We start from the raw sequence: 26750 nt of genomic DNA on the forward strand, positions 1-26750 counted from the left end.
CAAGGTAGAGACGCAACTACCCCCAAAGGCCTATACAACAAGCGCGCGACAAGTATTTGTCGCGCGCTTGTTGTATAGGCCTAGTCGTTGATGCGGGTAGCGGGCAGCACCACCGTGAAGGTGGTGCCCACGCCGGGCGTGCTGCTGGCATCTAGCATGCCGCCTTGCTGCTGCACCAGGGAGCGAACCATGTAGAGGCCCAGGCCAGCGCCCTCGCCCTCGGCCGTGAGGCGAGTAAAGGGGCTGAACAGCCGCTCCTTATCCCGCGTAAGGTCGATGCCGATGCCGTTATCGGTTATGGTCAGTACCACGGTATTGTCGCGGCTGCGGCTGCTCAGGTGCACCACCGGCGGCCGATCGGGGGCGCGGTACTTGAGGGCGTTGTGCAGCAGATTCTTGAGGATGCTCTCCAGATAAGCCGGGGGGCATACCACCACCGGCGCCCGGCTGAAATCGGCCGTAATGACTCCATCCTGGGCCTGTATGTAACCGATAAGGTCGGTGTAGACGCGGCTGAAAATCGTTTGCAGCTCTACCTTCTCGGCGGGCGGAGCCACCGTGTGCTGGCTGCGCAGGATTTCCAGCAACCCCGATACGGTGCTCGTGAGCCGGTGCACCTCCTTGCTCAGCAGCGACATCACGTGTTCCTGCGCCGTGCCGGCGGGCTCCTCGTGGTACACTTCCAGCAGGCTATGCAAATTATTGACTGGTCCTTTCAGGTCGTGAGCGGCAATGTGCACGAAGGTGTCCAGGGAGTTATTGGCCTCTTGCAGCGCCTGGTTGAGGCGGTAGGCCTCGTAGGTGGCTGCGGCGTGGTTGAGAGCCCGCCCGGCGTAATCGGCTACCAGGGAGAAAAAGCCTTGATAATCGGCATTGAGGGGTCGCCGGGCGCTCAGGCCCACCACAAGGATTTTGTCTACTATCTGGTCGGCCTCATGTAGCCGCAGGGGTAGCATAAGGGCCTGTCTTGGGTCCACGGCCCATTCGCCCTCCGGCCAACTTCCGAAGCGGGCAGCCAAATCAGCAACCAGTACCGGCTGGCGGGAATACAGCGCTTCGGCCATCGGCCAGTACCGATCGGAGGAGAGAGGGATAGTGCTGGGAGCCGTGGGCTCGCCGGCGGGTAGGCCAAACCACCCCGTTAGGTGGGCCAGCTGAGCCGGTTGATCGATGCTATACAGCAACGCAAACGGAATATCCTGCGAGTCGGTAGCCAAGGAAGCTACCAAGTGCTGAGCGGCTTCTACGGGTTTGGTGGCCAGGGCAGCGTGGGCCATCAGGGAGCTGAACATGGCCAACCGCCGCTGGTTCAGCACCGTGGTAGTGGTTTCTATGGCCGTCACGAAGATGCCGGCCACTTGCCCGCTTTCATTACGAATGGGGCTGTGGCTGAAAGTGAAGTACGTTTCTTCGACGAATCCCTGCCGGTTGGGTAGTACCAGCTGGTTTTCAAAATGCGTGGTATTGCCGGCCCACACCTGATCGAAGATAGGCGTCAGAAAAGGCCACATTTCGCTCCACCAAGCCTGCGCCGGCTGGCCCAGCGCGCCAGGGTGCTTGCCCTGTAGGATGCTGGCGTAGCCATCGTTGTAGAAATGAATCAACTCCGGTCCCCAGTGCACCATCATCGGAAAGCGCGAGCCGAGCATGATCTGCACGGCGCTAATCAGGCTTTGCGGCCAGTCAGCCACTGGCCCCAGCTTGGTTTGGGACCAATCGAGTGTTCTGATTCGCTCGCCCATTTCCCCGCCTCCCGTAAATAGGATATCTGCACTCATAATGACTGTAAAGTTGCGTGTAGTACAGCGGTTGCCAAATTGGTAACAGTATACGAAGCAAAAGTAGGCAGCCAACACGAAGCAACCCGCACGTTTTACGTTACATAGTGTTGAGTTGGCGCAGAAGGCGGAATATTTACCGTGTAGAACCCGTATCTACCCCCATTTGCAGGCGCGTTTGGGCAGCCACCGGCAGGGCGCTCAGCAGATCCAGCCCCGTGGCGGCTTCCAGGGCGTCTACGCTCACGCGGTACTGGCCCCAGTTGGGGCTCACAGTGTTGTCGTTAGGAGTGTCGATGGCGATGATGCGGGCCTGCCCGGCCGCGATACGGCGCAGATCGTCAGTGCCTTCGGGTAGCACCACCAGCACCTTCCACACGCGCTTGGGTACCGTCACGTGGCCCTGGTCGATGGTGGTGGCGGCGCCGTTGGCGCCTACCCCGCCCCGGCCGTAGCTGCCCATCACGATGTAGATTTCCTTGCCCTGCCTCACCAAGCTGCGTCCATATTCTTCCAGTGCCGACCACGTGCGCTGGTTGTTGTTGGGCGCCTGCGGAATCATGTTGGTCATCAGGAAAGTAGCCGAGTTGTCGTCCAGCGTGTAGGTGCGGTCGGCGGAGGGGCAGTTGTGGCCTTTGTCGAAGCCCGAGCCAGAGTAGCTTTTCGGTGTCACTTGGTAGAACTGCCGGGGTAGGGCCGGGTCGGGGCGGAAGTCGTCCTGGCGCGGGGCTGAGCCCATTTCAGCCTTGCTCAGGTGCCAGCTCACCCAGGTAGGCGTGCCGCGCTGGGCGTTGTAGCTTAGCGTGTACTGCGGCTTCACCAGCAGGTAATTATTTGGCGTGCTTAGGCTGGCCGTAGCCCCGCTGGGGTTGCCAAGGAGCAAACTAGGGTCTTGGGTGGGGGCTGAAGGGCTGGGCGACTGGGGGGTAGGAGTAGGTGAGGGGGTAGGTGAAGTAGGAGCGGGCGTAGAGGCAGAGCTGCCGTTGCGCAGCAGTTCAATGTCGTCAATATTCAGGCGGCCCTTGCCTGTGTCTGCCTTCCTGATTTCCAGACGAACCGGTCCTGCTTGCGGTACTGTGAAAGTAGTTGTCAGCAAGCCCGCGCCAGCGGTGCGTACTGGCTGGCCTACCCGTGCGTAGCGCCGGCCGCCGTCCTGGCTCAGCCATAGCTCCCAGGTGCTGGCGGGGTCGGTGCCGTAGCTGGCACTGCTGATGCGGATGGTGCGCACGCCTGTAGGCGCGTCGAAATTCATGCCCAGCCGGCCGCCTTCGCGCAGGCGCGCAGCGCGTTGGCCGTCCTTATGGTCCTGGTCCGACGTGCCAATGAGGGCCTCCGCAAAGCGCCAGGAGCCAGAGGGTAGGGCCTCATCGGCGGTAGCGTAGGCGCCTTTGCTACCCGTCTCGAAGGTTTCGGTGAGGGGCGGGGCTGCTTGGGCAGTTGCAGTTTGGGCGGGAGTAGGGAGCACCACGGCCGCCGTGCGCGTTTCAGCAGATTGCTGGGAGCAGGCAAGTAGCGCTACAGGAAGAAGCAGGAGAAGTCGGGCCATAGCACGAAAGTACTAGGCTGGTTGGAGACTACCTCAGCAGTGCATCGTACTACACCTGTCAAATACGGCCTTTCCTTTCTTTAGCTGGTATGCTGGCCTTAGAAACATACAAGCAGGACTACGACAATAGGCTTTAGATAGCCAGCAGACTACTTTTTGCGGCAATATGGCATCCTTGTCTGTAGCCAGGCAACTTAGTAGGGAGTTGAACAGTATGGCGTATATACCTAGCTGTTATCCTACTTTTGCCACGATTGGTACAACTTTCGCCTAGCGTAGGATAGCAGTGTGCTTCCATCCAACGAAGTCGGTGCTATTGTTCTGTTTTCCTACCCTCTCTCCCTGTTTGCCATGTCGCTCGTCTCTTTCTTTGCTCGCCATGCCCGCCTCGGTGCGCTGGGCTTACTGCTGCCCCTAGCAGGTTCCACAGCCTTTCGCTCGCCCCAACAAACCAAACAAGCCAAACAGCCCGATCCGCAGGTGATTGCGCAGTTTGGTCTGCTCAATAATCCAGCCTTGCAGAAGTTTATCGACGTGAAAGGGCAGCAGATGGCCGCCGTATCCAACCGCGCCGATTACGGCTACAACTTCACCATCGTCGATTCGCCTGTTATCAACGCCTTTGCCGCGCCTGATGGCAACGTGTACTTCACCCGCGGCATTATGGCGCACTTCAACAACGAGGCGCAATTTGCCGGGGTGCTGGGCCACGAGATTGGGCACATCACGGCCAAGCACGGCCAGAAGCAGCAAACGCGCTCTACCCTGGCCACGGGGGCACTGCTACTGGGGTCCATCTTTTCGAGCCGCATAGCGCAGCTTGCCCAGCCGTTGTCGCAGGGGGTAGGGCTGCTGTTCCTGAAGTATGGCCGCGACGATGAGCGCGAGGCCGATAAGCTAGGTGTGGCCTACAGCACCAAAATCGGCTACGACGCCAGCAACATGGCCGATTTCTTTCAGACCCTGCAACGCGAGCAGGCCGCCAGCGGGGCCGATGCCGTACCGGATTTCCTGTCGTCGCACCCCAACTCTGCCGACCGCTACACCACCGTGAAGCAACTGGCAGCCAATGCCAAACGGCAAACCGGCAGCCGCGCCCTCACCGTCAACCGCAACTCCTACCTGCGCTTGATTGAAGGGCTGCCTTATGGCGAAGACCCGCGCCAGGGCTTCGTGGAAGGCGGCGTGTTCTACCACCCCGATCTGAAGTTCCGCTTCCCGATTCCTAGTGGCTGGAAGTCGGAGAACTCGCCTTCGCAGTTCCAGATGGCCGAGCCCAACGGCAAAGCTGTGCAAATCCTGACCACGGCTGGCAACGGCACCCTTGAGGCCGCCGCCCAAAGCCTGGCCGAGCAGTTGAAGTTGCAGTCGCCGCAGGCTTCGCGCACCACCATCAACGGCTTTCCGGCGGTGGCTATCCAAGGGAGCCAGGTAGGGCAAGACCAGCAAACCGGCCGGCAGAGCATCACGGCCAGCACGCTTTCCTACGTAATTCAGGATGGCAAAATATTGTATGCCTTCATTGGTTTGTGCGCGCCCAACACGCTCGATACCTACGGCCCCAGCTTTCAGCGCACCGCCCAGGGTTTTGCCCGCCTCACCGAGGCCAGTAAGCTGAACCGTCAGTCGGAGAAAATCCGTATCAAGACCGCCAAAGCCGGCCAGACGCTCGCGCAGGCTTTCGCGGCCAATGGTATTCCCAGCAAACGCTACGAGGAACTAGCCATTCTGAACGGCATGAAAACCACGGATAAGCTCAGCGCGGGCACGCTCTATAAGGTGGTAGGCAAGTAGAACCGAACCCTGCCTGTCCCAAGTGGCCCCCGGCACGCCGAAATGGTAATTTCAGTGTGCCGGGGGCTTTATATATCCGTAGAAAAGGCATGATGACCAATTTTGCCTGATGCGGTTCTTTCTTTACCTCTTCTTTCATGCATTTTTTTAAACGGATTGCCGGCTACCTGTTGGCAGTGGTGGGTACGTTGGCCCTGGTAGTTACCCTGCTTTCGCTATTCAACGCATCGGTGTGGTGGCTACAGGTGCTCGATTTTTTTCGGTTTCAGACCTTGATTCTGCACGCGCTGGTGTTGCTGGGATTGGTGCTGCTGGGCTGGCAACGCCACCGCACGGCGCGCCTGCTGCTGCTGGTAGGCACGGGAGTAGGGCTGGCGTTGCAGGCGCATTTGCTACTGCCGTATTCCCCGCTGGCTACCCGGCCTGTGCCCGATGCCACGCCTGCCCAGGCCAGCAATCCGGCGGGCCGCCTGCGCCTGCTTGAAATCAACGTGTACATGAAAAACCGCAAGGCTGCGCCGCTGCTCCAGCTGGTGCGCGACGTGCAGCCCGACGTGCTGCTGGCCGTAGAAACCGACACGTGGTGGGTGCAAGCCCTGCGCCCCCTGCAACCGCAGTACCCCTACCGCTTAGAGCTGCCCCGCGACAATACCTACGGCCTAGTGCTGTACTCGCGACTACCGCTGGTAGACCCACAGGAGCACATTCTGCAACAGAAAAACGTGCCCTCCATCCGTACCGGCCTGCGCCTGCCCAACGGCCGCGTGGTTACGTTCTACGGTGTGCATCCTACCCCGCCCTTCCCCGACAACTACCCCAATAGTGTGGGTATGAAGGACGTAGCCCTACGCAAAGTGGGCCGCATGGTGAAGCAGGAAACCCGCCCCGCCCTCGTGTGCGGCGACTTCAACGACGTGTCCTGGTCGCACACCACGCGCATGTTTGAGGCCGATGGCGAGCTGTATAACGTGAGCCTGGGGCGCGGTCTGTTTAACACCTTCGATGCCCACTGGTTTCCCATCCGCTGGCCCCTCGACCATCTGTTTGTCACCAAGGAGTTTCGACTGGTAGAGTTGAAACGCCTGCCCAGCGTCGACTCCGACCATTTTCCCCTGTATGCGGAATTGGTGCTGGTAGACTAAACCTAGAAGCCCACCACCATCCCCCGCCGCAACGGGTAAAGGTGTTGCTACCCAGTGCTGTCTATGCCCACGCCCAGCGCAAAAAACGCAGCCAGTTGCCGTGTAGCACATTTTCGATGTCCTGATCGGAGTAGCCGCGCTTGGCTAGCAAGTTGGGTAGGCGTTGCAGATCGGCAATGGTTTCGAGGTCGTAGGGGCACTGCTCGCGGCCGAAAGCGCCGTCTAGGTCGGAGCCGATGCCCACATGCAGGGTGTTGCCGGCCAGCTGGCAGATGTGGTCCAGGTGGTCGACTACCACCGCCAGGTTGCAGCCCATACCTACCGGCGTCGACTCGCCCCGTACCCAGCCGGGCACCATCATCCAAGCGTCTAGGGCGCCGCCAATCACGGCCCCGCGGGCTATTAGGGCCTTAAGTTGCTCGTCGCTGTATTGGCGGTTGTGGTTGACCAGGGCGCGGCAGTTGTTGTGACTGGCCCACACCGGCCCGTTGAAGTGGTCGAGAGCTTCCCAGAAACTGTCGTCGCACAGGTGCGTGGCATCCAGAATAATGTTGAGGCGCTCCATCTCGCGCAGCAAGGCGTGGCCATTTGGTCCCATGTGGCCGGTAGCGTCGGTGCCCTGGGCGTAGCGGCCGGGGCCGTAGTGGGCCGGCCCCACAGCCCGCAAGCCAGAGCGGTGAGCCTGTTCCAGATAGTCTACCGTTATCAGCGAGTCGGCGCCTTCCAAGCTCAAGATGTAGCCGATGGGCTTGGTTTCGGCGGGCATATTATCGTCTGCCCACAGGGTTAGGTGTTGCTCCAGGGTAGGCAGGTCGTGCACCTGCACCATTTCGCCGGCGGCTTCCATAGCCTGGTACCACGCCAACTGGCCTTGGGTTTGGGCCCAGGCCTGGGCCGGCGAGTGCCAACCGGGCAGCGGGTTGTCGGGCGCCACAAAGCGGGCAATTTGGGTGGCTACCACCAGCCCAATGTGTCCCCGGCGCAGCTCGGGCAGGCTCACCACGGCGTTGCCCCGGTCGGGCTTGTCGGTGAGGCCGGCTTCGCGGGCGTTGAGGGCGGCCACGGGCTGGGTCAGGTCCCGATTCCACTCCAGCGCGTTCATGCTCAAATCCAGGTGCGCGTCGACGATCAGCATAAGCTACACAGTAAGAGTCCGGCCGCGCGCGACGGTTTGCCACGTCGCAACCGGTTGGTGATGTTGAATGACGACGGCCTGCTCGTAGAGCGCCACCGTGGGGCAAATGTGGTGGGGCAGGCCGTAGAGCAGGTCGCCTACCCGGTATGGATGTCCGGGGCCGGCTTCCAGCACGAGGTGTTCTTCGCTGTGCCCGATAGGCCGTAATTCGGGGGCGTTTAGGAAGGTCACACGTTTGTCCAACGTGTTTTCCGAGGCAATGGCCTTGTGCCCCAAATCCACGCACAGAGTAGTAGGGGTAGGCAACGACACCACTCGCGTAAGCACCAGGGCCGCCGGCTCAAATGGTTGCTCCGCGAATGCCTGCCCGTAGCCCCCGTCCCAGTAAATGAACGTGCCAGGGCTGCACTCCACCCCCAGCCGCGCCGCGTGGATGGGGTAGGTAGGTGTGCCGCCCGCCACCACAATGGGCTGAAATCCAGAAGACTGCAATTGCGTTACCAACTCCTCCACCGGCGCAAACGCCGCGTGACAGCGGGCCGTGCGCTCGGCCAGATCCGATTCGTGAATGTGGCCGTCGTAAGCGTGCAGCCCGGCCACGTGGAGGTGGGGTAGGGTGGCGCACTGCTGGTATAGCGCAAACGCCGCAGCCGGCGCAATGCCTGAGCGGTTCATGCCCACGTTCAAATCCAGAAAAACTGTAACGGTTACGCCACTGGCGGCGGTCAGCTCATCGAGGTAGCGCGCGGTTTCGTACTGATCTACCAAGCAGGAAAACCGGGTGTGCGGGTAGCGTAGTACCAGTTGAAGAAAGCGCTGGGCTTTAGGCCCCACGGGCTGGTAGGCCAGCAGCACATCGGGGGCGTGGCAGCCGGCCAGCATCTCGGCTTCGGCAATAGTGGCGCACTTGAATTTGTGGATGCCAGCGGACATCATCAGCCGTGTGGCTTCCGCACTCTTATGCGTTTTTATGTGCGGCCGCAGCCGGGCTACGTCGTCAATACTCACCGTGAGCTGGGCCAGATTGCGTTGTACCCTATCCAGGTACACCACTAGGGTAGGCGTATCCAGCTGGTCGGGGTTGTTGAGGCGGAACCAATCTTCTGGCATAATAGGGAGAGGTAGGGGAAGCAAGTTGGGTGGGGTAAGATGATTACGCCAGCTCAAACAGCGCTTCAATCTCCACCGGAATGTTATCCGGCAGCGAGCCGAAGCCCACGGCGCTGCGCACACCTACGCCGTTTTCGGGGCCCCACACCTGCGCAAACAGCTCGCTGCACCCGTTGATGATGTAGGGATGCCGCTCGAAATCGGAGGTGCAATTCACCATGCCCAGCACCTTGATCACGCGCTTCACCTTATCCAGGCTGCCCAGGTGGGTAGCGATGGTGGAGAGAATGGTGAGCCCTACCTGCCGGGCAGCCAGCTTGCCCTGCTCCATATCCAGGGCGTCGCCGATGCGGCCGATAATCAGGCTCTTATCATCCTGCACCGGGCCGTGGCCGGATACGTAGAGGTACTTGCCGTCGATGAGGTAGGGCTTGTACACACCCAGGGGGGTAGGGGCGGGAGGTAGGTTCAGTCCCGTGGCGGCAAAGTTTTCGGAAGGAGTGGACATGGTAGAAGGATTGAGTTTTACGTGTTGAGTTTTGAGTGGCATTTAAGTGGAATGGCTGACGGTAGTTTGAGTCAACCTGAACGGTGTAGAGACGCATATTTGCGTCTTATCGTCCGCGCCGCATGGCCGATGTCGTTCAACGACGAGACGCAAGTATGCGTCTCTACACCGTTCACTAGTTATATAAGATAACCAACAGACGTAGTTGTCGCTACACCAGCGCATCCAGCACCAGCACACCTACCAAGCCCAGGCCGCCCACCAGGGCTTCCATCACGGACCAGGAGCGAAGCGTGTCTTTCACGCTCACGTTGAAATATTCCTTGAATAGCCAAAAGCCCGAGTCGTTGACGTGCGAGAACATCAGGCTGCCCGCGCCCACGGCCAGCACCATCAGGTTGGGGTTGGTGTGCGTCTGCACCAGCAAAGGTGCGATGAGGCCGGCGGTAGTGAGGCCCGCCACGGTGGCCGAGCCCACACAGGCCCGAATGATGGCCGCCATTAGCCAGCCCAGCACCAGCGGGGGTAGGGCCACGTGCCGAAGCTGCTCGGCAATGGCCAGGCTGGCACCGCTGTCGGTGAGTACCTGCTTGAGCGCCCCTGATGCCCCAATAATGAGCAGAATCATGCTGATATCCTTCACGGCGTCGCCGTAAATGCCCATAATCTGCGGCATGCTACGGCCCTGTTTCAGCCCCAACGAGTAGGTGGCGTAGGCCACGGCCAGCAGCATCACCACCGACGGCTGCCCCAGCAGGGCCATCAGGCGCTGGAAGGGTAGGCCCGTCAGAAAAGGATAAACGGCGGCCAGCATCAGCAGCAGTACCGGCAGCAACGCCGTGAAAAAGCTGTTGGCCGTACCGGGTGGGTTGGCGGCGGGCGTGGTAGCGGCAAACGCCTGCAAGGGCTGGGCCACAATGCTCTTGAGCGTGCGGGCAAACAGCGGCCCAGCAATGATGATAGTAGGGATGGCCACAGCCAGGCCGTAGACCAGCGTCAGGCCCATATTGGCCTCAAACTGCACCACCAAGGCCGTAGGCGAGGGGTGCGGGGGTAGGAAGCCGTGCGTGACCGACAGGGCCGCCAGCATGGGTAGCCCGATGTAGATAGTAGGCAGCTTATATTGATACGCCACCGAAAAAATGAGCGGCACCAGCAGCACAAACCCAATGCCGTAGAACAGCGGAATGCCAATCACGAAGCCCGCCACCACCATCGCCCACTGAATATAGCGCGGGCCGAAGGCGCGCATCAGGGCGGCGGCCAGCTTCTCGGCAGCACCACTTTCGGCCAGTAGTTTGCCCAGCATGGCCCCGAAGCACAGGATAATCACCAACGAGCCCAGCGTATCGCCAATGCCCTTTTCAATGGATTTCGGAATATCGGCCAGCGGCATGCCCAACACCACCCCGGCGACTACGGAAATCAGCAAAAAGGCCGAAAACGCGTTGATTTTACCAACTGCTATCAGCAAGACGAGGCCTACAATGCAGAGCAGAACAAGAGCGAGGGTCATGAGATTTTAGTTTACGTACAGCTCATCTACCAGCAGCCAGGCCTTGCCGCCCGCCCCGTACTCCCCGGCCGGAATAGTACCCTGGTTGAGGGCCGTAACTCGGACGTAACGCCCCGTCACCGGGGCAATGGTGGCGCGCACCGGGTTGATGCCGTTTGCGGGAAACTGCGTGTGCCGGTACACCTCGCGGTAGTGCACGCCGTCGGTGGAAACGGCGAAGACCAGCGCAGTAGGCGGCCACATTTTTTGCCAGTGGTAGTTGAGCACGTGGGTGCCCAAGGTACGAATCTGCTGCACATCGCCCAGATCCAGGGTCGCTACCAGGTCGGTGCCGCTGAAGCCGTACCACTGCCCTTCGTTGTAGCGGGGGCTGCCCGCCACCCCATTCACCAGTCCCCACAGCGGGCGGCCCTGGTGGTAGCTGCCCGCCACCGGGTAGGCCAGCGTGACGGGCTTGCCAGTGGAGAGGCCCAAGGTGAACTCCCGTCGGTAGAGAGGTTGCACCTGGGTAGACCCCTCAAACACAGCAGCCTGCACCACGCAACTCTCCCGAATGGCTAGCGGTGCCTGGTAGACAGCGCTTTGTGGGGTAGGCGCGCTGCCATCGGTGGTGAAGCGGATGACCTCGTTGGCTGCGGTAGTGCGCAGTTGCAGCATGGGTAGCCCTTTGGGGCCAGCCCAGAGCGAATCGGTCAGCCAGTCGTAGGTGCGGGAAGGCGCCACACCTTGGGCGTGTAGCACAGCATCGTGGGTACGCACGCGTTGCAGGAACGCGGGGTAGTTGCGCCCGCTTGGCGGCGACCATGCTATTTCGGCTAGGGCCAGTAGGCGAGGGAACACCATGTACTCCAGCTTGCCGGGCGTGGGCATGTATTCGGTCCAGACGTTGGCTTGCACGCCCCGCACGTGGCGGGCCTGGGCGGGCGTGAGTTCGGCGGGCACCGGCTCGTAGCGGTAGAGCTGCTGCAAGGGCGTGTAGCCGCCGGCCGCCAGCGAGTCGGTAGGGTAGAGGGTTTGGAAGTAATCGAAGTAGACTTGTTTTTCGGGCGTCATCACCACATCGTGGCCCAGGCGCGCCGCCTCGATGCCGGCCTGCTCGCCGGTCCAGCTCATCACGGTGGCCGCGGGGGGTAGGCCGCCCTCCAGAATTTCGTCCCAGCCCAGTAGCCGCTTATGCAGCGTAGCCAAGTGCTTGCTGATGCGCCGCACGAAGTAGCTCTGCAACTCCCGCTCGTCGCGCAGGTGCTCCTCTTGGATGCGGCGCTGACACTTGGGACAAACTTTCCAGCGGGTTTTGGGACATTCGTCGCCGCCGATGTGCAGGTATTGGCCTGGAAACAGCGCCGCTACTTCGTCCAGCACATCGGTCAGAAAGGTGAACGTGGCCTCATTGCCGGCGCAATACACGTCATCAAACACGCCCCAGAAAGTAGCAGTATGGTAGGGGCCGCCCGTGCAGCCCAGCTCGGGGTAGGCCGCCAGCGCCGCCGAGGCGTGCCCCGGCATTTCAATTTCGGGGATGATGGTGATGTGGCGCTGGGCGGCGTAGCGCACCAGTTCCCGCACCTCGTCCTGCGAGTAGTAGCCGCCGTAACGCTGTCCGTCGAAGCGGTGGGGCAGGTTGCGCTTGTGGCCGATCAGGGTTTCGTTGCGGTAGGCGGCCACGGTTTGTAGGCGCGGATACTTCTTGATTTCAATGCGCCAGCCTTGATCGTCGGTCAGGTGCCAGTGAAAGGTGTTGATTTTGTAGAACGCCAGTACATCGAGCCACTTTTTAATAGTGTCCACCGGAAACATATGCCGGCTCACATCCAGGTGCATGCCGCGGTAGGGAAAGCGCGGGTAGTCGGTGATGGTGCAGCCGGGCAGCGATACGCGGTCAGCCTTACCGGGCGGCACCAGCTGGCTTAGCGTCTGCAAGCCGTAGAACACGCCCGCCTCGTCGTGGCCGGTCACTGTCACGCGGCGTTGGTCGATGGTGAGTGTGTACCCTTCGGGTTGCTGTACTGCTGCGCTATCCAGTTGCAGTACCAGCACGTCGGTACGTCGCTTCGTGGGCTTGGGGGCCAGTGCAATGCCGCTCATCTGGTGTACGTATTGCCGGAAGCCGTCTACCTGACTGGAGGGTAGGCCAGGGCTTGCTTGCAAAGCCGTATGCTGGCTGAGCGTGAACACCTGCCCAGTGGTAGTAGCCTGCACCGGCCGCGGAAGCAGGGGCAATTCCGTGGTCTGCGCCTGGCTTGTGGGTAGCAGCCCTACCCACCCTAGCACCACCAGCAGTGGCAACATCCAGAGGCGGTAGGAAGAGGAAAGCAAGTGCAGCAAAATGGGACGTTTAGGAAATACAGATAGGGGAGAGACACCCAAACAGGGCAGCCGTTGCGCTCAGGGCCGGGATGTACCGCGAAGCTCTGCTTCGTGACCAAGCGCAAGAAGCGTAAAGGGACAGCAGGGCGCCCGGTCGCGAAGCAGAGCTTCGCGGTACATGCTACTAGTCCACTAGCTTCGTGTCGCCCTCCACGGCTACCCCGGTCTGCTCGGCCACGGCCTTGTATTCGAAGGCGCCTTTCGTAAGCTTCGTGGTGCCGGTGAAGCGGCCATCTGGCCCTACCTTCACCCAGTTAGAATACTTCCACGGGTCGGCGTAGAGGGTTTCCACGCGGCCACGGTAGGCGCGATAGGCAAAACGGGCGCGCGTCACCTGCTTGCCTTTGTAGTTGTAGAGACGGCCACTCAGGGCAGTGCCGGCAGTGCCGGGTTTGGCGGCGCCGGTTTCCACGGTCACGGCCTCGGCCATGGCGGGCGCTACGTGGTCGAGCTTGATGACCACGGCGTTGGGCCAGCGGTGGTCGTCGTAGATACGCTGGGCCTTCACCACCGATACCTCCAGGCCGTTGGTGGTCTGCTTGTGGCGGGCGCTCACGTCGAGGTTCGGCTTGTATTCCATGATTTTGCTGTTCTGGCCCAGCACGCTCACCGCGGTATTGGGTTGCGCCTTCACCGAGTGCAGCGTAAAGGTGCGCCGCTCGCCTTCCTTCCAGTCGGCCACGTCCGTCACGATGGCGTACAGGGCGTCGCCCTTGGCCGTGAACAGCACGTTGTTTTCCTTGTTCACCACCCAGGCCCGGGTGCTGTCGATGGCCTCGTGATTGAGGAAGTACCAGGCGGCCATTTCGCGCAGGCGATCTTCCTGCTCCTGGGGTAGGGCGCCGTTGGGTTTTGGCCCCACGTTTAGCAGCAGGGAGCCGCCCTTGGAGCGGGCTTCCACCAATAGGTCAATCAGCTGGGTACCCGACTTATAGCGCTCGTTGGTAGGCTGGTACTGCCACGCCGTGCCAATAGTGATGGGCGACAGCCACGGCTGGGTGATGGGCGTGCCGGGTAGGGTTTGCTCCGGCGTTTTTGATGGCCCCGCGGGTAATCAGAATGTTGGGCTGCAAGCGCCAGCAGGTTTCCTTCACCACTTCCTTGGGCTCACCATCAATAAAGAACACGTCAATTTTGCCGTAGTTGGTCATCAGCTCCTCGCACTGCCGACGATTGTAGTCCTCGTATTTCTTCGCCAGCGCCGCATCCATCTTCACATTGTCGCGGCTGATGGGCAAGTGGTTGGCGTGCAGGAAGTAGAAATCCTCGGGCGAGAAGTAGAAGCCCACGTCCAGCCCCGCGGCGCGGGTGGCCGTCACAAACTCCTTCAGCAGATCCTTTTTATAAGGGGTTTTGGTGATGTTAAAGTCTGTGGTTTTGGTGTCCCACATGCAAAAGCCCGCGTGGTGCTTGGTGGTGAACACAATGTACTTCATGCCCGCCAGCTTGGCCAGCACCGCTATCTGGTAGGGGTCGAACTGGCTGGGGTTGAAGGTCTTGGGTAACTCATTGAAAAACCGGTCGGCGTACTCATCCGAAGCGCCTACCAGCGAGTGGCTGATAACTACACCCAACTGCGCATCTACGCTGAAGTGGATAAACAAGCCCGCGGCGGTGTTTTTTAGCCATTGCTCGCGCTCGGGCTTGTTCAGATTGTAGCTGCTTTTCTCGTCGTCGTTCACCACGTCGTTTTGCGCTAGGGCAATGTGGCCGCCAAAGAGTAGAAAGAAGAGTAGACTGGTCCGTAGTATTCGATTCATGCGGAAAGCGTAAGGTGTCTGGGTGGAAACGTCGTGTAGGCGTGCCGTCTTGGCGGGCGCCTAACCCCCTCCCCAAAAAGGAGAGGGGACTAGCTTCTAGTATTCTACTTATCCCAATACACCCGCGTGAGCAACGTATTAGGGCCCTGGCGGGCAATGGCCGCGTTGTAGGCCGCTGTGTTCAGGTTCTGCTCAGACACTGGGTACAGGAACCGACGCGGAAACTGGCCGCCGGTAGCATTGCCGGGGTAGTTGTTGGGCGTGAGGGCGGGGTAGCCCGTGCGCCGATAGCTGGCAAAGGCCTCCTGCGCATCCGGGAAAATGCTCACCCAAAACTGCGTGTAAATCTGCTGCATCTGCTCCTCAAAGCTGCCCGCCATGAGCTGGTTGTTGTTCACATACGCCGTAATCCGTTGGGCTGAAAGGGCGCCGTCGGTGGGGCTGATGATGGCCCACTGCCGCAGGGCCGCCCGCACGCCGTTGCTGTACAGGGTAGGGGCTGCCCCGCTCGACCATCCCCGCAGGGCGGCTTCGGTTTGTAGGAAATACGACTCAGCCGCCGTGAAAACCAGGCGGGGCGAGTTTAGGAGCAAGACCGTTTTGGGATTCGGTTCGCTCAGTTGGGCAAAGTTGGCGGGTTTGGCGCTCAGGTTGGCCGGCATGCCCTGCTGCTTGGCAAAGGCCGTGTCGGTCTGGTTGGGCGTGCCCCCGGTATACACCACCGAGATGATGCCCAGGCGTGGGTCGCGGGTTTGCTTGAGGTAGTCGATGAACACCTTCTGGTACTTGCCACCTTCCTGGTTGCTACTGCCGTTGGCGGCAATGTAGTCGTTGATGAGCAGGTTGTAGGCCAGCGGGTTCTGGTTGATAATCTGTCCACTAGCCAGGTAGTTGACCTTCGCAATGTCGGCGTCTTCGGTAATCACGCCGCCAGCCAGGGCCTTGGTAGCCCAGGTTTGGGCGGCGGCCACATCCACTTTGGTCAGGCGCATACCCAGGCGCAGCATCAGGGAGTAGGCAAACTTTTTCCATTGGGCGGTATTGCCGTTGTAGAGCAGGTCGGCGGCGCCGAAGGTCGGCTTGGCAGGGTCTAGGCTTGTGGCGGCTTCGTCCAGCTCCTTCAGCATATCGGCGTATATGTCTTTCTGCGGGTCGTAGGCAGGGGTATACTGCGCATCGGTGTAGCCCTGGTTGGCCTGGAAGTAAGGCACATCGCCATACACATCAGTGAGGCGGCTGTAGCAGTACACTCGCCAGATGCGCGCCGCGGCCAGCATGTTTACCTTGGCGGGGTCGTCCCGCACGGCGTTGATGACCAGGTTTATTTCGTTCAGCGCATTGGGGTAGGCGGTGCTAAAGGCACCCGACGACGAGTTCACTTGGCTGGCAATGTACTTGGAGCCAAACCCGGCCACATCGTTGAAGCTAGTGGTGTACTGCATGGTGCCCAGCAGCAGGTACAGCATGTTGGCTACCCCATCGTACTGCGCCTTGGTGAAGACGTACTCCGGGGTGATGGTGCCCACGGCGTTGGGGTTGGTGTTGATTTCCTCGAAATCCTTAGTACACGCGGTCAGCGTCAGTACACCAACCCCGACCAGTAGAACACACTTAAGGAAAAATCTATACATCGTTGTGGGGGCTGAGAGTTAGAATTTCACGGACAGGTTCAGGCCGTACGAGCGGGTACGAGGTAGGCCAATGGACTCCAATCCCTGGTAATTGCTGTTGCTGAAGCTCTGCTCCGGGTCGAAGTTGGTATGCTTCATCAGAATCAGCAGGTTGCGCGCCACGAAAGCAATAGTGGCCGATTGCAGCTTGAAGCTACTGATCTGAAACGCCGGCAGGTTGTAGGCCAGAATCACCTGACGCAGCTTGATAAAGCCTCCATCGTGCAGGAATAGCTCCGAGTAGTTCTTATAGTTGTCGTAGTAGGCGCGCAGGCCGCTCACCGGCACCAGGCGGGAGTAGGCGTCGCCAGTGCTCGTTACGCCTGTCAGCTGCAACCCATTTTCGCGGCCCGGTAGCGTCGATTTCAGCAGGCCCAGGCGCGTTTCGTACACTTCACTAATGGAGAATACCTTGTTGCCGAACTTGCCATCCAGCAACACGTTCAGCGACAAACGCTTGTAGCGGAAGTCGTTGCTGAAGCCCATGGTCAGCGGGGCCACGCTCTTGCCCAGCGGTTGCAGGGCCGTAGCCACCGGGTAGCCGCTGGCCGCGTCGAACACGGTGTTGCCGTTTTCGTCTTTCTGAATGCGGGTTCCCACAATCTCGAAGGCCGACTGCCCCACCGTGTTGTTGATATAGGCCCAGTTGCCCACCGTCGAGGCCAGGTTGATGGAGTTGATGCCCTCCACCAGCTGCAATACCTTGTTGTCGTTGTAGGCCAGGTTGTAGCTGGTGTTCCACGAAAAATTAGCCGTCCGAATAGGCGTGCCGCTCACCAGGGCCTCAATGCCGCGGTTGCGCACTTTGCCCGCGTTCAGATACACGCTGTTGTAGCCCGAGGTAGGACTGATGGTGGTATTAACGATGTCGTTGTCCGTCAGGCGGTTGTAGTACGTTAGGTCGAGGCTGAGGCGGTTGTCCAGCAATTGGGCTTCCAGGCCACCCTCGGCGGTAGTCGACAGCACCGGGCCCAGGTTGGCGTTGGTGATGCCCGCCAGGCCGGAGCCGGGCACGTTGCTACTCACGTTTTGCAACGGCCTACCCGAGCTGGGCACGTTGCTGTACGTCAGGTTCACGGCGTAGGGCTCGGGCGCGCCCTGCCCCACCTGGGCGTAGGCGCCGCGCAGCTTCACCAGGTTCACGGCGCGCGGCATGTCCACCACATCCGACACGATAAAGCTGCCGTTGATGCTAGGGTAGAACTTGCTGTTGTTGCTGGGGCTGAGCGTGGAATACCAGTCGTTGCGGCCAGTCACAGTCAGGAAAAACAAGCTCTTGTAGTTGAAATCGGCAGAGCCAAAAATCGAGTTCACATCCTGGCGCTGAGCCAGTGCCAGCGTGGTGCCCGTTGCCAGGTTGTTGTAGCTGTAGAAAAAACGGAATGGTGAAGCCCGTGCCCGCTTGGTCTAGCTCGTTCAGCGACGAGCGCCGCTTGTTAGCCCCGGCCAAAAACGACAGCCCTACCTCCTTAATCTGCTTAGTATAGGTAAGGGTAGCCAAAGCGTTGGTTTCGCTCACGTCCGATTTGATGCCCGCGTATTGCCCCGTAAGCGCGTAGAGCGTGCCCGTGGGCGTGATATTGCGGTAGTTGTAATCGTAGTGGTCCTGGCTCACGGTGCCCTTCAGCACCAGGTTTTTCGCCAGCTCGTAGCTCAGCGAGGCCTGCCCGATAAAGCGGTTTTTGCGGTCGTCTTGTTGGAATTTGTTGACCACGAAATAGCCGTTGGTAGCCACGCTGGCGTCGTTCCACACGGTTTCGTAGCCATTCGCATCATAGCCCGGCTTCAGCCAGCGCACGTCGGCGGTGTTGGCAATCATGTAGGGCGACCAGTTGGGGTTCGCCAGGGCGTCGCCGGCGCTGGGGCGTTTGTTCGCCGTTTCGATGTTGTACTGGGCCAAGGCCTCGTAGCTGAGCCGTGGGCTCAGCTTCCCGCTCAGGTTCAGGTTGCCGGTTTTGCGGTTGTAGGTGCTGCCTGGCAGCAAGCCCTCGCTGTCCAGATTCGACAGCGAAAAGCGGTAGGCAATACCCTCATTACCACCTGATAAGGCCAGCGTGTTGGTAAAGGTGCGCCCCAGCTGGTAGAAGTGCTTAAGGTTGTCCTTCTGCGCCACGTAGGGGTGCGTCTGCCCGTCTACGCCCACGTAGTCGGTGGAACCGTCGAGCCGCGCGCCCCACGACCGGCGCCCCGTCGATTGGGCAGCGGCCAGGGTAGTCGGCTTCACGCCCCCATCGCCCTGCCCATACTCGTACTGAAACTCAGGAATAACGGAAATGGATTCGATGGTAGAGGTCGAATTAAATTCTACCCCGATGCCCTTCTGCGCTCTACCCTTTTTGGTAGTAATCAAGATAACGCCATTGCCGCCGCGCGAGCCGTACAGGGCCGCCGCAGTACCGCCCTTCAGCACCGTAATCGATTCAATATCATCGGGGTTGATGCTGGCAATGCCGTCGCCGCGGTCCACGTTGGTGCCCCCGCCGTTGGCGGTAGGCGCCTGCCCCGGCACCGAGTTGTCCATGGGCATACCGTTCAGCACGTACAGTGGCTGGTTGTTGGCCGAGCCCGACAACGAACCGTTGCCGCGAATAATCACCCGGCTGGAGCCGCCCGGCCCCGTGGAAAGGCCCGCTACGTTCACGCCCGCCACCTTGCCGGTCAAGGCGTTGGCCACGTTGTTTTCGCGGGCCTGCACCAGGTCTTCACCCTTCACTTCAGCCACGGCGTAGCCCAAATCGCGCTTTTGCTTGGCAATGCCCAGTGCCGTTACCACCACTTCATCCAGGGTCTGGTCGCTCTTGGCGAGCTTGATGGTGAGGGGAGCCGCCCGATTTGTCACCGTCACCTCCATTTTGGCGTACCCAATAAAGGAGGCCACCAGCACCACGGGTTGGCCCTGGGAGGTAGGGGGGAGCTTCAACTCAAAGTTGCCCTCGGCGTCGGTGCCAGTGCCAATTTGCGTGCCTTTCACCACCACCGTGGCGCCCGGTACGCCCGATCCATCTTCTAGCACCACCTTTCCCTTCACCACGTCATCGGCGAGCTGGGCGTTGGTTGAGGAGTAGATAACATACTGCTTGGCACCAATGCGCTTGAACTGCAAATGCACCGCAACCAGCAACTGGGCCAGGCTATTTTCTGCGGTTAGTTTTGAACTGCTAAGGTCTGCAACAGCCGCTGCCACTACGTATTTATCATCCAGTAGGCCCTGTTGGAAAGCCACCTGAATCTGATAGCGGGACTTCAGCTCGTCGATAGCCTCCCGCAACGGCTTTTTTTGCGGTTTCGGCGGGGTATTGCGCCTGCTGATCATAGGACGATTTTTGAGGTGTTGTGTGTGCCGCAAACGCCACTTGCGCGTGGGTAGGAACACTCTTCAATAAAACGACCAGCAATGGAACGCACCACTTACCGGAACTCGTAGAGTCAAGTTTTCTCATGCAGTTAAATTGAAAGAGTTAGTGAACAATTATTTGTTTTCCGTTTTGGTAGATGTTCACGTGTAAGGAGGTTGAAATAATTTCTAATAAGGGCGCTACCCCCGTAACCTGTATTTCTCCTTCGATTTTTAACTGCTTAATGGCATTATCTGCATATTTAATTTGGTAGCCATAAGAATCCTCTAACGTCTGTAAAATATCTACTAACCTAGCATTGGTAAAAACAAATTGCCGTTTCGACCACGTAGTTAATTTTTCGGGATGAGCTAACTTTTGTTTAGCTGTAATGGTATGGGCGGCATATTCTACATAGTCGCCTGGTGCTAAAACCAGCGAGGTAGGTGCAATTGCTGCTGTATCGGTTAATTTAATTTTGCCCGATACTAATCCCACATCAACTTTTTTGCGACGATTGTGCACATTGAATGTAGTTCCTAGTACCTCAATGGATAAATCGTGGCAATGCACTACAAAACGTTCGGTGGGCTTAATGTGCGCAGGGTCCGTATTGAGGTGTACTACTCGAAAAAAGCCTTCTCCTTGCAGCCATACTTCGCGACTATTTTTCCCCCAGCCCCGCTGGTAAGTCAGCACCGAGTTGCCGTTTAGCAATACGCTCGTGCCGTCGGGCAGCACTACGGTTTTCAGCTCGCCAAACGCCGTTTGAAAACGCTGCTCCTGGTTGTACCAGAGTGCGAGAGAGCCCAAACCCACGGGTAGGGCCACGGCCGCGGCGCGCAGCACCCTCGCCAATCGGCGTCTGGGCATGGGTAGGGGAAGCTGCCGGGTAGGGCGGGCTACTGGTCCTGCCTCCGCCGCAATGCGCTGCCAAACAGCTGCTTGCCGTGCCTGGTTGGAAAACGTGTCCTGCGTTCGGTAAGCGCGAATAACACTGGTTGCCTCCGTCATGGCCACCTGTACAGCTGGGTAGCGCTCTGCTACCTGCTGCCAGAAGTAGGTAGACTCGGCTGTGGGACGAAGCACCGCAGCGACGAAGTCATCATCTGCCAGTAGGTCGGTTGTGGTGAAGGAAGCGTATTTGGCAAAATCCATAGAAGCGCACGAACTGTACACTTCCTATAGACTTGGGGGGGACTGAATTATCCCTCCTCCAGAAGAAAAAATAAGAAAAACATAACGATGACGTAACGATAATAGAAATTTATTTGCCAAATAAGTTGAATATCAAGGCATTATGTGTTGTAAGGAAGTGCTGGATTACCAGCCGCGTGAAAGCACTTAACTGTGGCGTTACTTGTTCAAGGCCACTTCCATGCTATGCAACGCTTTGTAAAGGAGTTTATAGGCTGAGGATACCGTTATACCCATGATATCGGCAATTTCTTGATAATCAAAATCTTCATAAAAACGGAGAAAAATAATTTCTTGCTGCCGGGGCGGAAGCTTAGTAAGAAAAAAAGTAATCTTAGTTTGTAGCTCTTTTTCTTCTTCTCCTACTATTATGAATTGATCAAAAGAAACTTCAAACGGTATTGAACTGTCATCGGAAATTTCCAAAAATCGGGATTGATTCTGCGCTTTCCGAAGTAAGATATTGCGTAAGGATTTGTATAAATAGTTTTTGACTGATACAGGAGTACTTAGGTTTTGTCTATTGGTCCATAAACCAATAAATAAATCTTGTATAGCATCTTCAATTAGAGTAACATTCTTAGTGAATTTATAGCCGTAATTATTCAATGGGGTAAAATGCTGATCATACAAAGCAGTATAAGCGCTCCAGTCACCTTGCTTGAAAAGATTCCATAACACCAATACTTCTTCAGGTGAAGGCATGAGAGATTAGTAGAATCAGAAATAAAACTTATGTAATGAATGGAGCCGTATGATATAGTAGAGCCTACTATACCAACCCATAAATACCATTTAATTCAATGAATCTTAAATCTTGGTTAGCTTTTTTTAATAAAAGCAGATTGTAATAGTACTTTATTTATTTTGATATAATATTTTTTATAAAATTTGCAAGAAGTATGAGATGCTATAGTTGTAGTGCCGTGAGTCATTCCTGTTTAAAGCGGAAGTCCTGAACGGTACAGCTAACGGTGACACAGAAACTACCAAGTAACAGTGTAGCGTCGTGTAATGGCCATGTGTAGTACCGACGCATGTACCGTATCTTTGAAGCTTCCCCCGGCGCGCCATCACCCTCTTCGCGCCGGATTAAAGAAGTATGAGCTTATTCGATTCGGCGGCGAAACCCGTGCGGGCGGCCGTGGTGCACGTGTTTGCCACCGGCCCCTACCACCCCGGCAACGGCCACGGCCTATTGCACGTGGGCCTGCTGCCGCTGGTGCCCGATGCGCAGGTGCAGGCGTGGCCGCTGAACCCTGGGCGGGAGCACTCGGCGGCCGTGTTTCAGGCCTGCCGCATCAGCAACGAGAAAGCCGCTGAAGCCCCTACCTGGCTGGAAAGCAAAGCGGAGGTGCAAGCCGCCTTCGCGCAGTATGACGCCCTGCTGATTCTAGACCGCGCCGGGCAGCCCTCGCCCGAGCGCCTGTGGTTGGAGCAAGTCGTACTGGCTGACATGCCGAAAGCGCCTATCTGCGTAGCCCTCGACGAGCTGCTGGCGTTTTTCCTACCCCACGAGGTGCTCGATGACGCCGACGACCTCAAGGAAAAGCTCCTCGCCGACAAAGCCTGGCGCGAGCAGCTCGGTTACGAAAAAAGCCTACCCCAATTGTCCTTTGTGCTGCACGCCATGCGCCGAAGCGTGCGTTGGGTGCTGGCTAGCCTGCTGCGTGTGCAGGGCGCCGGCAGCGGCTCTTGGCTGCCCACTTACGCCTTGCTGCACAGCATTGTAGTCGATGCCACGCGCCGGCCGGTAGCCCTGCGCGGCTTCCGGTTGTTGCGCGCCCTGGCCCAGCAACCCGACTGCTGTGACGACACCCCGGCCCCTACCGAAACCACCCGCGAGGCCACCCAGCGCCGCCTACCCAAGCCCGCGCCTTCCCCGAGCGCCCCCAGGCCCAGCAGGCGCAACAGCTGCTGCTGGAGTGGCTGGCCCGTTGGCGCGACCAGCCCGACGATGCCGCTACGCCCGGCCTGGGCATCAACCAGGTGCTCAAAGAAGAACACGTAACCGAAGCCTTTGCCGAGCTGCGCAAGCAGGTGGGCGCCGAGGAGTTGAAAGTGCGCGAGCCCCAGCTGCGCTATGCCCGCTTCGTGGCGCGGGCCATTGCGGGCGAGGAAGGGCCGTATGCCCTAGAAGCCGGCACAGGTACGGGTAAAACCTTCGGCTACCTGGTGCCCGCGTTGGAATACCTGCGTATCGCACCCGGTGCGGCCGTGATTGTGGCTACCTCCACCAAAAACTTGCAGGAGCAGATGCAGCACGGCGAATTGCCGGCTCTGTTGCGCCAGCCCGATGGCAAGCGTGTGCCCCGCTACGCCGCCATTCGCACGGCCATGCTGAAGGGCAAGAACTGCTACCTCTGCGCCGAGGCGTTGGGTAGGAACTTCGAGGCCAGCTTCGAGCGCACCGCCGACTGGGCCGAGCGCTTGGCGTGGCTGTACCTGGCTCTGCGCCTGCGCGACACCCACGGCGAGGTAGAAAACATTGCGCCCCAGGTAGCCGACCGCCTCGGCGGGGCCTTGTTCGGCTTGCTGCGCCGTGTAACGGCCGACCGCGCCTGCCGCCACGGCAAGCTACCCGACCGCACCGCCTGCGTGTACCCCGCTCACCGCAAACGCGCCGAGGAAGCTAATCTAATTATCGTGAATCACCACAAGCTGGCGCTCCTACCCCCGCAGTTGCTGGAACGCGCCAAGGTGTGCATTGTGGACGAAGCTGACCGTTTCCCCGACAACTTCCGCTCGGCGCTGGCCCGCACCTTCAATGCCCGTGAGTTGGTGGAGGAGATAGTAGAGCCGCTACTAGGTGGCCCCAGCACCATGCCGCGCCGGCCGGAAGAAGCTGCTCCAACGGAAAAAGAGCGCACGCGCCGTCCGCCCGAAGGCCTGCTGCGTGAGCTGGACGCCCGTTTCAGCGACGAAGAGTACGCCCTTTGGAGCAAGATTCCACTCGACGAGCGCCCCGGCGCCACTGATGCTGAGCAGCGCGCCTACGAAGCCTGGGACGAAGCCCGTCTGCATGACCTCGTGAACCACGCCGCCCTGCTGCACCAAGTAGCCGAAGCCATGCACGACACGCCCGCCGCCGCCGATGCGCTCCTCACGGCCCACCTGGCCTCAGCGGCCGCTGCCGCTGCGGCCGACCCGTTGCGCCGCCGTCGGGCGTTGCGCACGGTGCGGCAGGCCGTAGAAGCCGTACGTGAGCCGTTGCTAGTGAGTCGGAATGCGTTTGCAGGAGGTAGGGCAGCACTTTCTGCCAGCCGGACGAGAAGCGGTGCGCCTGCCGTTTCCGCTGGGCGAAACGCACTGGCAGGATGAGGTATGGGTGCGTCCGGCCTACGGGGGTAGGGGAGGGCGCATGGCCCTGGCCGAGCCGCTGCAAGCTGCGCTTCGGCCGCTGCTGGCTCCCCTCACCGCCGCCGCCCGCGAGCTGGGCCTCATTGCCCGGCAGCTCGGCACAGCCCTCAACCTGGGCAACGCCGTGGACATGGACGAGGAAGAATCCGACTCGCCCCCCGACCACGACGAGCGCCTGCGCCTGCGCACCGTGCGCCTGGTCGATACGGCACTGGGTCAGGTGGAAGTGCTCACGCGCCTGCTGGGAGAGTTCCCGTGCCGGGGCTTCGTGCCGGTGCTGGAGCGCACCCGCGACCACGACGAGCTGGGCTGGAACCTCATCCGCAAGCCCTACGACCTCTGGCCCTACCTCACCACCCACGACCCTACCTCCCTGGCCGTGTTGGAGCAGTTGGAAGATGAATCAGCCGCCACCTTCGCAGAGCGCCAGGCCGTGGCCCGGCAAGCCGCTGGCCGCTTGGCCAACGAGCCCGCCACGCCGCTGTTCGACTTGTTCCGAACAGTCATCTTCACCTCAGCCACGCTGTATGTGGAGAATAAGCTCGACTACTTCCGCCGACAGCTAGACCAGCGGGTGCCGTTTGTGGCCGAGGAGCGCATTGCGTCGGTATTCGATTTCAAGGATGAGGAACGCGAGCCGGTGCTGGGCAGCATTCCGGCCTACCTGCCGCCGTTTCGGGCGGGGCTGACACCGGCGGCGCTGGAAAACTGGCGCGTGGCGCAACTGCGCACGTTGCTGCCGCTGCTGGTGGCGCTGGAAGGCCGCACGCTGGTGCTGTTCACCTCCGTGGAAGACCTGCGCTTTGCCGCTGACTGGCTGGCCGCCCCGCTGGCCGCGCACGATATCGAGCTGATTTGCCAGCGTGGGGCCAGCCAGTGGGAAATCCGGCGGTTTCGGCGGGTGGCGCAGTCGGTGCTGCTGGGGGTAGACCGCATGTGGACGGGCGTAGACTTTGCTGGGCCTACCCTCTCGCAGGTGATTGTGTGGCGCCTGCCGTTCCCCTCGCTCGGCGACGTACTCATCAGCCACCGCAAGCGCTACGAGGCCGACGACGTGTTCTGGAATCAGTTCTACCGCCCCGCTGCCCGCCTGAAGCTGCGCCAGGGCTTCGGGCGTCTCGTGCGCCGCGAGAAGGACCGGGGTGCCTTCGTCATCCTCGACGCCCGCGTGGCCGCTACTTTCTACGCCGACGTGCTGGAGGAATTGGAAATTCTCCTCACCCCCGACCCACACGCCCACGCCCTGCTCACGCGCACCACCGGCCCGCTGCTGCACCTGCTCAAGCTCGGCACCGAGTTCCAGCGCCGCGGCTTGAGCCTGGAGAAGCTGGTGGGGTTGCTGGGAGGGTAGGGGAAAGGTTGGGGTAGGGGCGGCTTGCAGCCGCCCATCGTAAGAACAGGGTAGGAATAGAAAAATGCCTGTCATCCTGAGCGGAGCGAAGGACCTTATGCCCGCAGAACGACAGGCATACGACCCGTTCTACGAGCATAAGGTCCTTCGCTCCGCTCAGGATGATAAACGACTCATATAAACTATTATCTCTCACCTTCCTACCTTGCCTCCCCATTCAACCACCCCCTATGCCACACCTTTTCTCCTCAAAACTTATCCTGCCTACCCTGCTGGCTGCCACGTCCTTGCTAGCTAGCTGTGGAGGCGATTCGGAAAGCCGTAAAATAGCGGAGGCTGAAGCCAAGCCCGATGCTGCCTTCGGGCGATACAAAACGCAATTCATTGATTCGCTGTGGTATTACAATCCAGAGTGGGCTTCCGGCGCCGGCTACCACCGCTACGATTCGCTGCTGACCATTCCCTCGGCAGGGCGGCGGCAGGTAGAGGCCGCCTTTGTGGCGCGTCGCCTGAAAGAGATGCAAACGTGGCAGCTCAACGAGCTATCAACCGACAACCAGATTGATTACCAGCTGATGCAGAACTACCTGCACGGCGCCCGCTGGTACAACGACACCCTGCAAACCTGGCAGTGGGACCCCTCGAACTACAACGTTAGCGGGGGGGTAGCCGAAATCTTGAACGGCCGCTACCAGCCCCTGGACCGCCGCCTGCGCAATATCTCCCTGAAAATCAACCGCACAACGGACTACTACGAAGCGGCCAAAGCCAATATTAGTCGGCCTACAAAAGAGCACACCGAGCTGGCCATTCTGCAAACGCAGGGCGGGATGGACGTATTCGGGAAAGCACTGGCCGATTCAGTGGCTCGCTCGGGGCTGTCGGAACAGGAAAAGCAGCAGCTTACCACGCGCATTGGCGTGACGCGGCTGGCCATGCAGGAGTATGTGCGCTTTCTGAAGGAAGAAGTGATGCCGAAAAAGAACTTTCGCAGCTTCCGGTTGGGCAAAGCCCTGTTTGATAAGAAATTCGCCTACGATATTCAGTCGAGCTATACGGCTGAGCAGGTGTACCAAAAAGCCCTGGCGCACAAGCAGGAACTGCTGCGCGATATGCAAGTGCGCGCTACCCATCTCTGGCCCAAATATTTCCCCAATCAGCCCCAGCCCGCCGACACGCTG

The 26750-nt window shown here is 59.6% G+C and carries 18 protein-coding genes and 2 pseudogenes; 6 read left to right on the top strand and 14 right to left on the bottom strand.

What is annotated here, in order from left to right; translation table 11 throughout:
- Positions 1-80 precede the first annotated feature (80 nt).
- Together F1C16_RS05510 and F1C16_RS05515 are read right to left on the bottom strand one after the other, a co-directional pair.
- Positions 81-1778, bottom strand: coding sequence for an ATP-binding protein (locus tag F1C16_RS05510; protein WP_185283348.1), 1698 nt, complete (start codon positions 1776-1778; stop codon positions 81-83).
- Between the two features lie 136 nt (positions 1779-1914).
- Positions 1915-3324, bottom strand: coding sequence for a DNA/RNA non-specific endonuclease (locus tag F1C16_RS05515; RefSeq protein WP_185283349.1), 1410 nt, complete (start codon positions 3322-3324; stop codon positions 1915-1917).
- A gap of 351 nt (positions 3325-3675) precedes the next feature.
- Here F1C16_RS05515 and F1C16_RS05520 point away from each other — a divergent pair, with 351 nt between their 5' ends.
- Both F1C16_RS05520 and F1C16_RS05525 read left to right on the top strand, forming a co-directional pair.
- Entirely contained in the window at positions 3676-5118 is a 1443-nt protein-coding gene (locus F1C16_RS05520; RefSeq protein ID WP_185283350.1) for a M48 family metalloprotease, read from the top strand.
- A 137-nt stretch (positions 5119-5255) separates the two neighbouring features.
- Positions 5256-6260, top strand: a complete 1005-nt coding sequence (locus F1C16_RS05525) for an endonuclease/exonuclease/phosphatase family protein (protein WP_185283351.1) — start codon at positions 5256-5258, stop codon at positions 6258-6260.
- A 61-nt stretch (positions 6261-6321) separates the two neighbouring features.
- Here F1C16_RS05525 and F1C16_RS05530 read toward each other — a convergent pair whose 3' ends face one another.
- The 12 genes and pseudogenes from F1C16_RS05530 to F1C16_RS05575 form a co-directional block, all read right to left on the bottom strand.
- Positions 6322-7395 (bottom strand): dipeptidase, encoded by a 1074-nt coding sequence (locus F1C16_RS05530; protein WP_185283352.1) that lies wholly within the window; start codon positions 7393-7395, stop codon positions 6322-6324.
- A 3-nt stretch (positions 7396-7398) separates the two neighbouring features.
- Entirely contained in the window at positions 7399-8505 is a 1107-nt protein-coding gene (locus F1C16_RS05535) for a D-TA family PLP-dependent enzyme (RefSeq protein WP_185283353.1), read from the bottom strand.
- A gap of 43 nt (positions 8506-8548) precedes the next feature.
- Positions 8549-9013 carry a RidA family protein gene (locus F1C16_RS05540; protein WP_185283354.1) on the bottom strand — a complete coding sequence of 155 codons (465 nt, stop codon included), beginning with the start codon at positions 9011-9013 and terminating at the stop codon, positions 8549-8551.
- Positions 9014-9224: 211 nt separating this feature from the next.
- The gene (locus tag F1C16_RS05545; protein ID WP_185283355.1) at positions 9225-10529 is read right to left on the bottom strand and encodes a gluconate:H+ symporter; all 1305 of its coding nucleotides are present in this window, start codon (positions 10527-10529) and stop codon (positions 9225-9227) included.
- 6 nt (positions 10530-10535) lie between these two features.
- Positions 10536-12845 carry a family 20 glycosylhydrolase gene (locus tag F1C16_RS05550; RefSeq protein ID WP_219733426.1) on the bottom strand — a complete coding sequence of 770 codons (2310 nt, stop codon included), beginning with the start codon at positions 12843-12845 and terminating at the stop codon, positions 10536-10538.
- A gap of 175 nt (positions 12846-13020) precedes the next feature.
- Entirely contained in the window at positions 13021-13899 is an 879-nt protein-coding gene (locus F1C16_RS22820) for an alpha-L-fucosidase (RefSeq protein WP_219733496.1), read from the bottom strand.
- Positions 13826-14656 carry an alpha-L-fucosidase gene (locus F1C16_RS22825; protein WP_219733427.1) on the bottom strand — a complete coding sequence of 277 codons (831 nt, stop codon included), beginning with the start codon at positions 14654-14656 and terminating at the stop codon, positions 13826-13828. The genes F1C16_RS22820 and F1C16_RS22825 overlap by 74 nt, the downstream gene beginning before the upstream one ends.
- 104 nt (positions 14657-14760) lie before the next feature.
- On the bottom strand, positions 14761-16287 hold the full coding sequence (locus F1C16_RS05560; RefSeq protein WP_185283356.1) for a SusD/RagB family nutrient-binding outer membrane lipoprotein: 1527 nt from the start codon (positions 16285-16287) through the stop codon (positions 14761-14763).
- Positions 16288-16305: 18 nt separating this feature from the next.
- Entirely contained in the window at positions 16306-17640 is a 1335-nt protein-coding gene (locus F1C16_RS22830) for a TonB-dependent receptor (RefSeq protein WP_258049035.1), read from the bottom strand.
- A 109-nt stretch (positions 17641-17749) separates the two neighbouring features.
- Positions 17750-19639: pseudogene (locus tag F1C16_RS22835) on the bottom strand (TonB-dependent receptor plug domain-containing protein); the annotation flags it as partial.
- 145 nt (positions 19640-19784) lie between these two features.
- Positions 19785-20819, bottom strand: a complete 1035-nt coding sequence (locus F1C16_RS05570) for a FecR family protein (RefSeq protein WP_185283357.1) — start codon at positions 20817-20819, stop codon at positions 19785-19787.
- A 198-nt stretch (positions 20820-21017) separates the two neighbouring features.
- On the bottom strand, positions 21018-21563 hold the full coding sequence (locus F1C16_RS05575; RefSeq protein WP_185283358.1) for an RNA polymerase sigma factor: 546 nt from the start codon (positions 21561-21563) through the stop codon (positions 21018-21020).
- A gap of 397 nt (positions 21564-21960) precedes the next feature.
- Here F1C16_RS05575 and F1C16_RS05580 point away from each other — a divergent pair, with 397 nt between their 5' ends.
- The 4 genes and pseudogenes from F1C16_RS05580 to F1C16_RS23320 form a co-directional block, all read left to right on the top strand.
- Positions 21961-22869: a hypothetical protein gene (locus F1C16_RS05580; protein ID WP_185283359.1), complete on the top strand. Its 909-nt coding sequence runs from the start codon at positions 21961-21963 to the stop codon at positions 22867-22869.
- On the top strand, positions 22848-24179 hold the full coding sequence (locus F1C16_RS05585) for a hypothetical protein (RefSeq protein ID WP_185283360.1): 1332 nt from the start codon (positions 22848-22850) through the stop codon (positions 24177-24179). Before F1C16_RS05580 ends, F1C16_RS05585 begins: the two co-directional genes overlap by 22 nt.
- On the top strand, positions 24085-25569 hold the full coding sequence (locus F1C16_RS05590; protein WP_185283361.1) for a helicase C-terminal domain-containing protein: 1485 nt from the start codon (positions 24085-24087) through the stop codon (positions 25567-25569). The genes F1C16_RS05585 and F1C16_RS05590 overlap by 95 nt, the downstream gene beginning before the upstream one ends.
- Positions 25570-25799: 230 nt before the next feature.
- A pseudogene (locus F1C16_RS23320) lies at positions 25800-26732 on the top strand (DUF885 family protein); the annotation flags it as partial.
- Positions 26733-26750 lie beyond the last annotated feature (18 nt).

Origin of the sequence: Hymenobacter sp. NBH84, assembly GCF_014217645.1 — a bacterium.
Taxonomy (GTDB): domain Bacteria; phylum Bacteroidota; class Bacteroidia; order Cytophagales; family Hymenobacteraceae; genus Hymenobacter; species Hymenobacter profundi.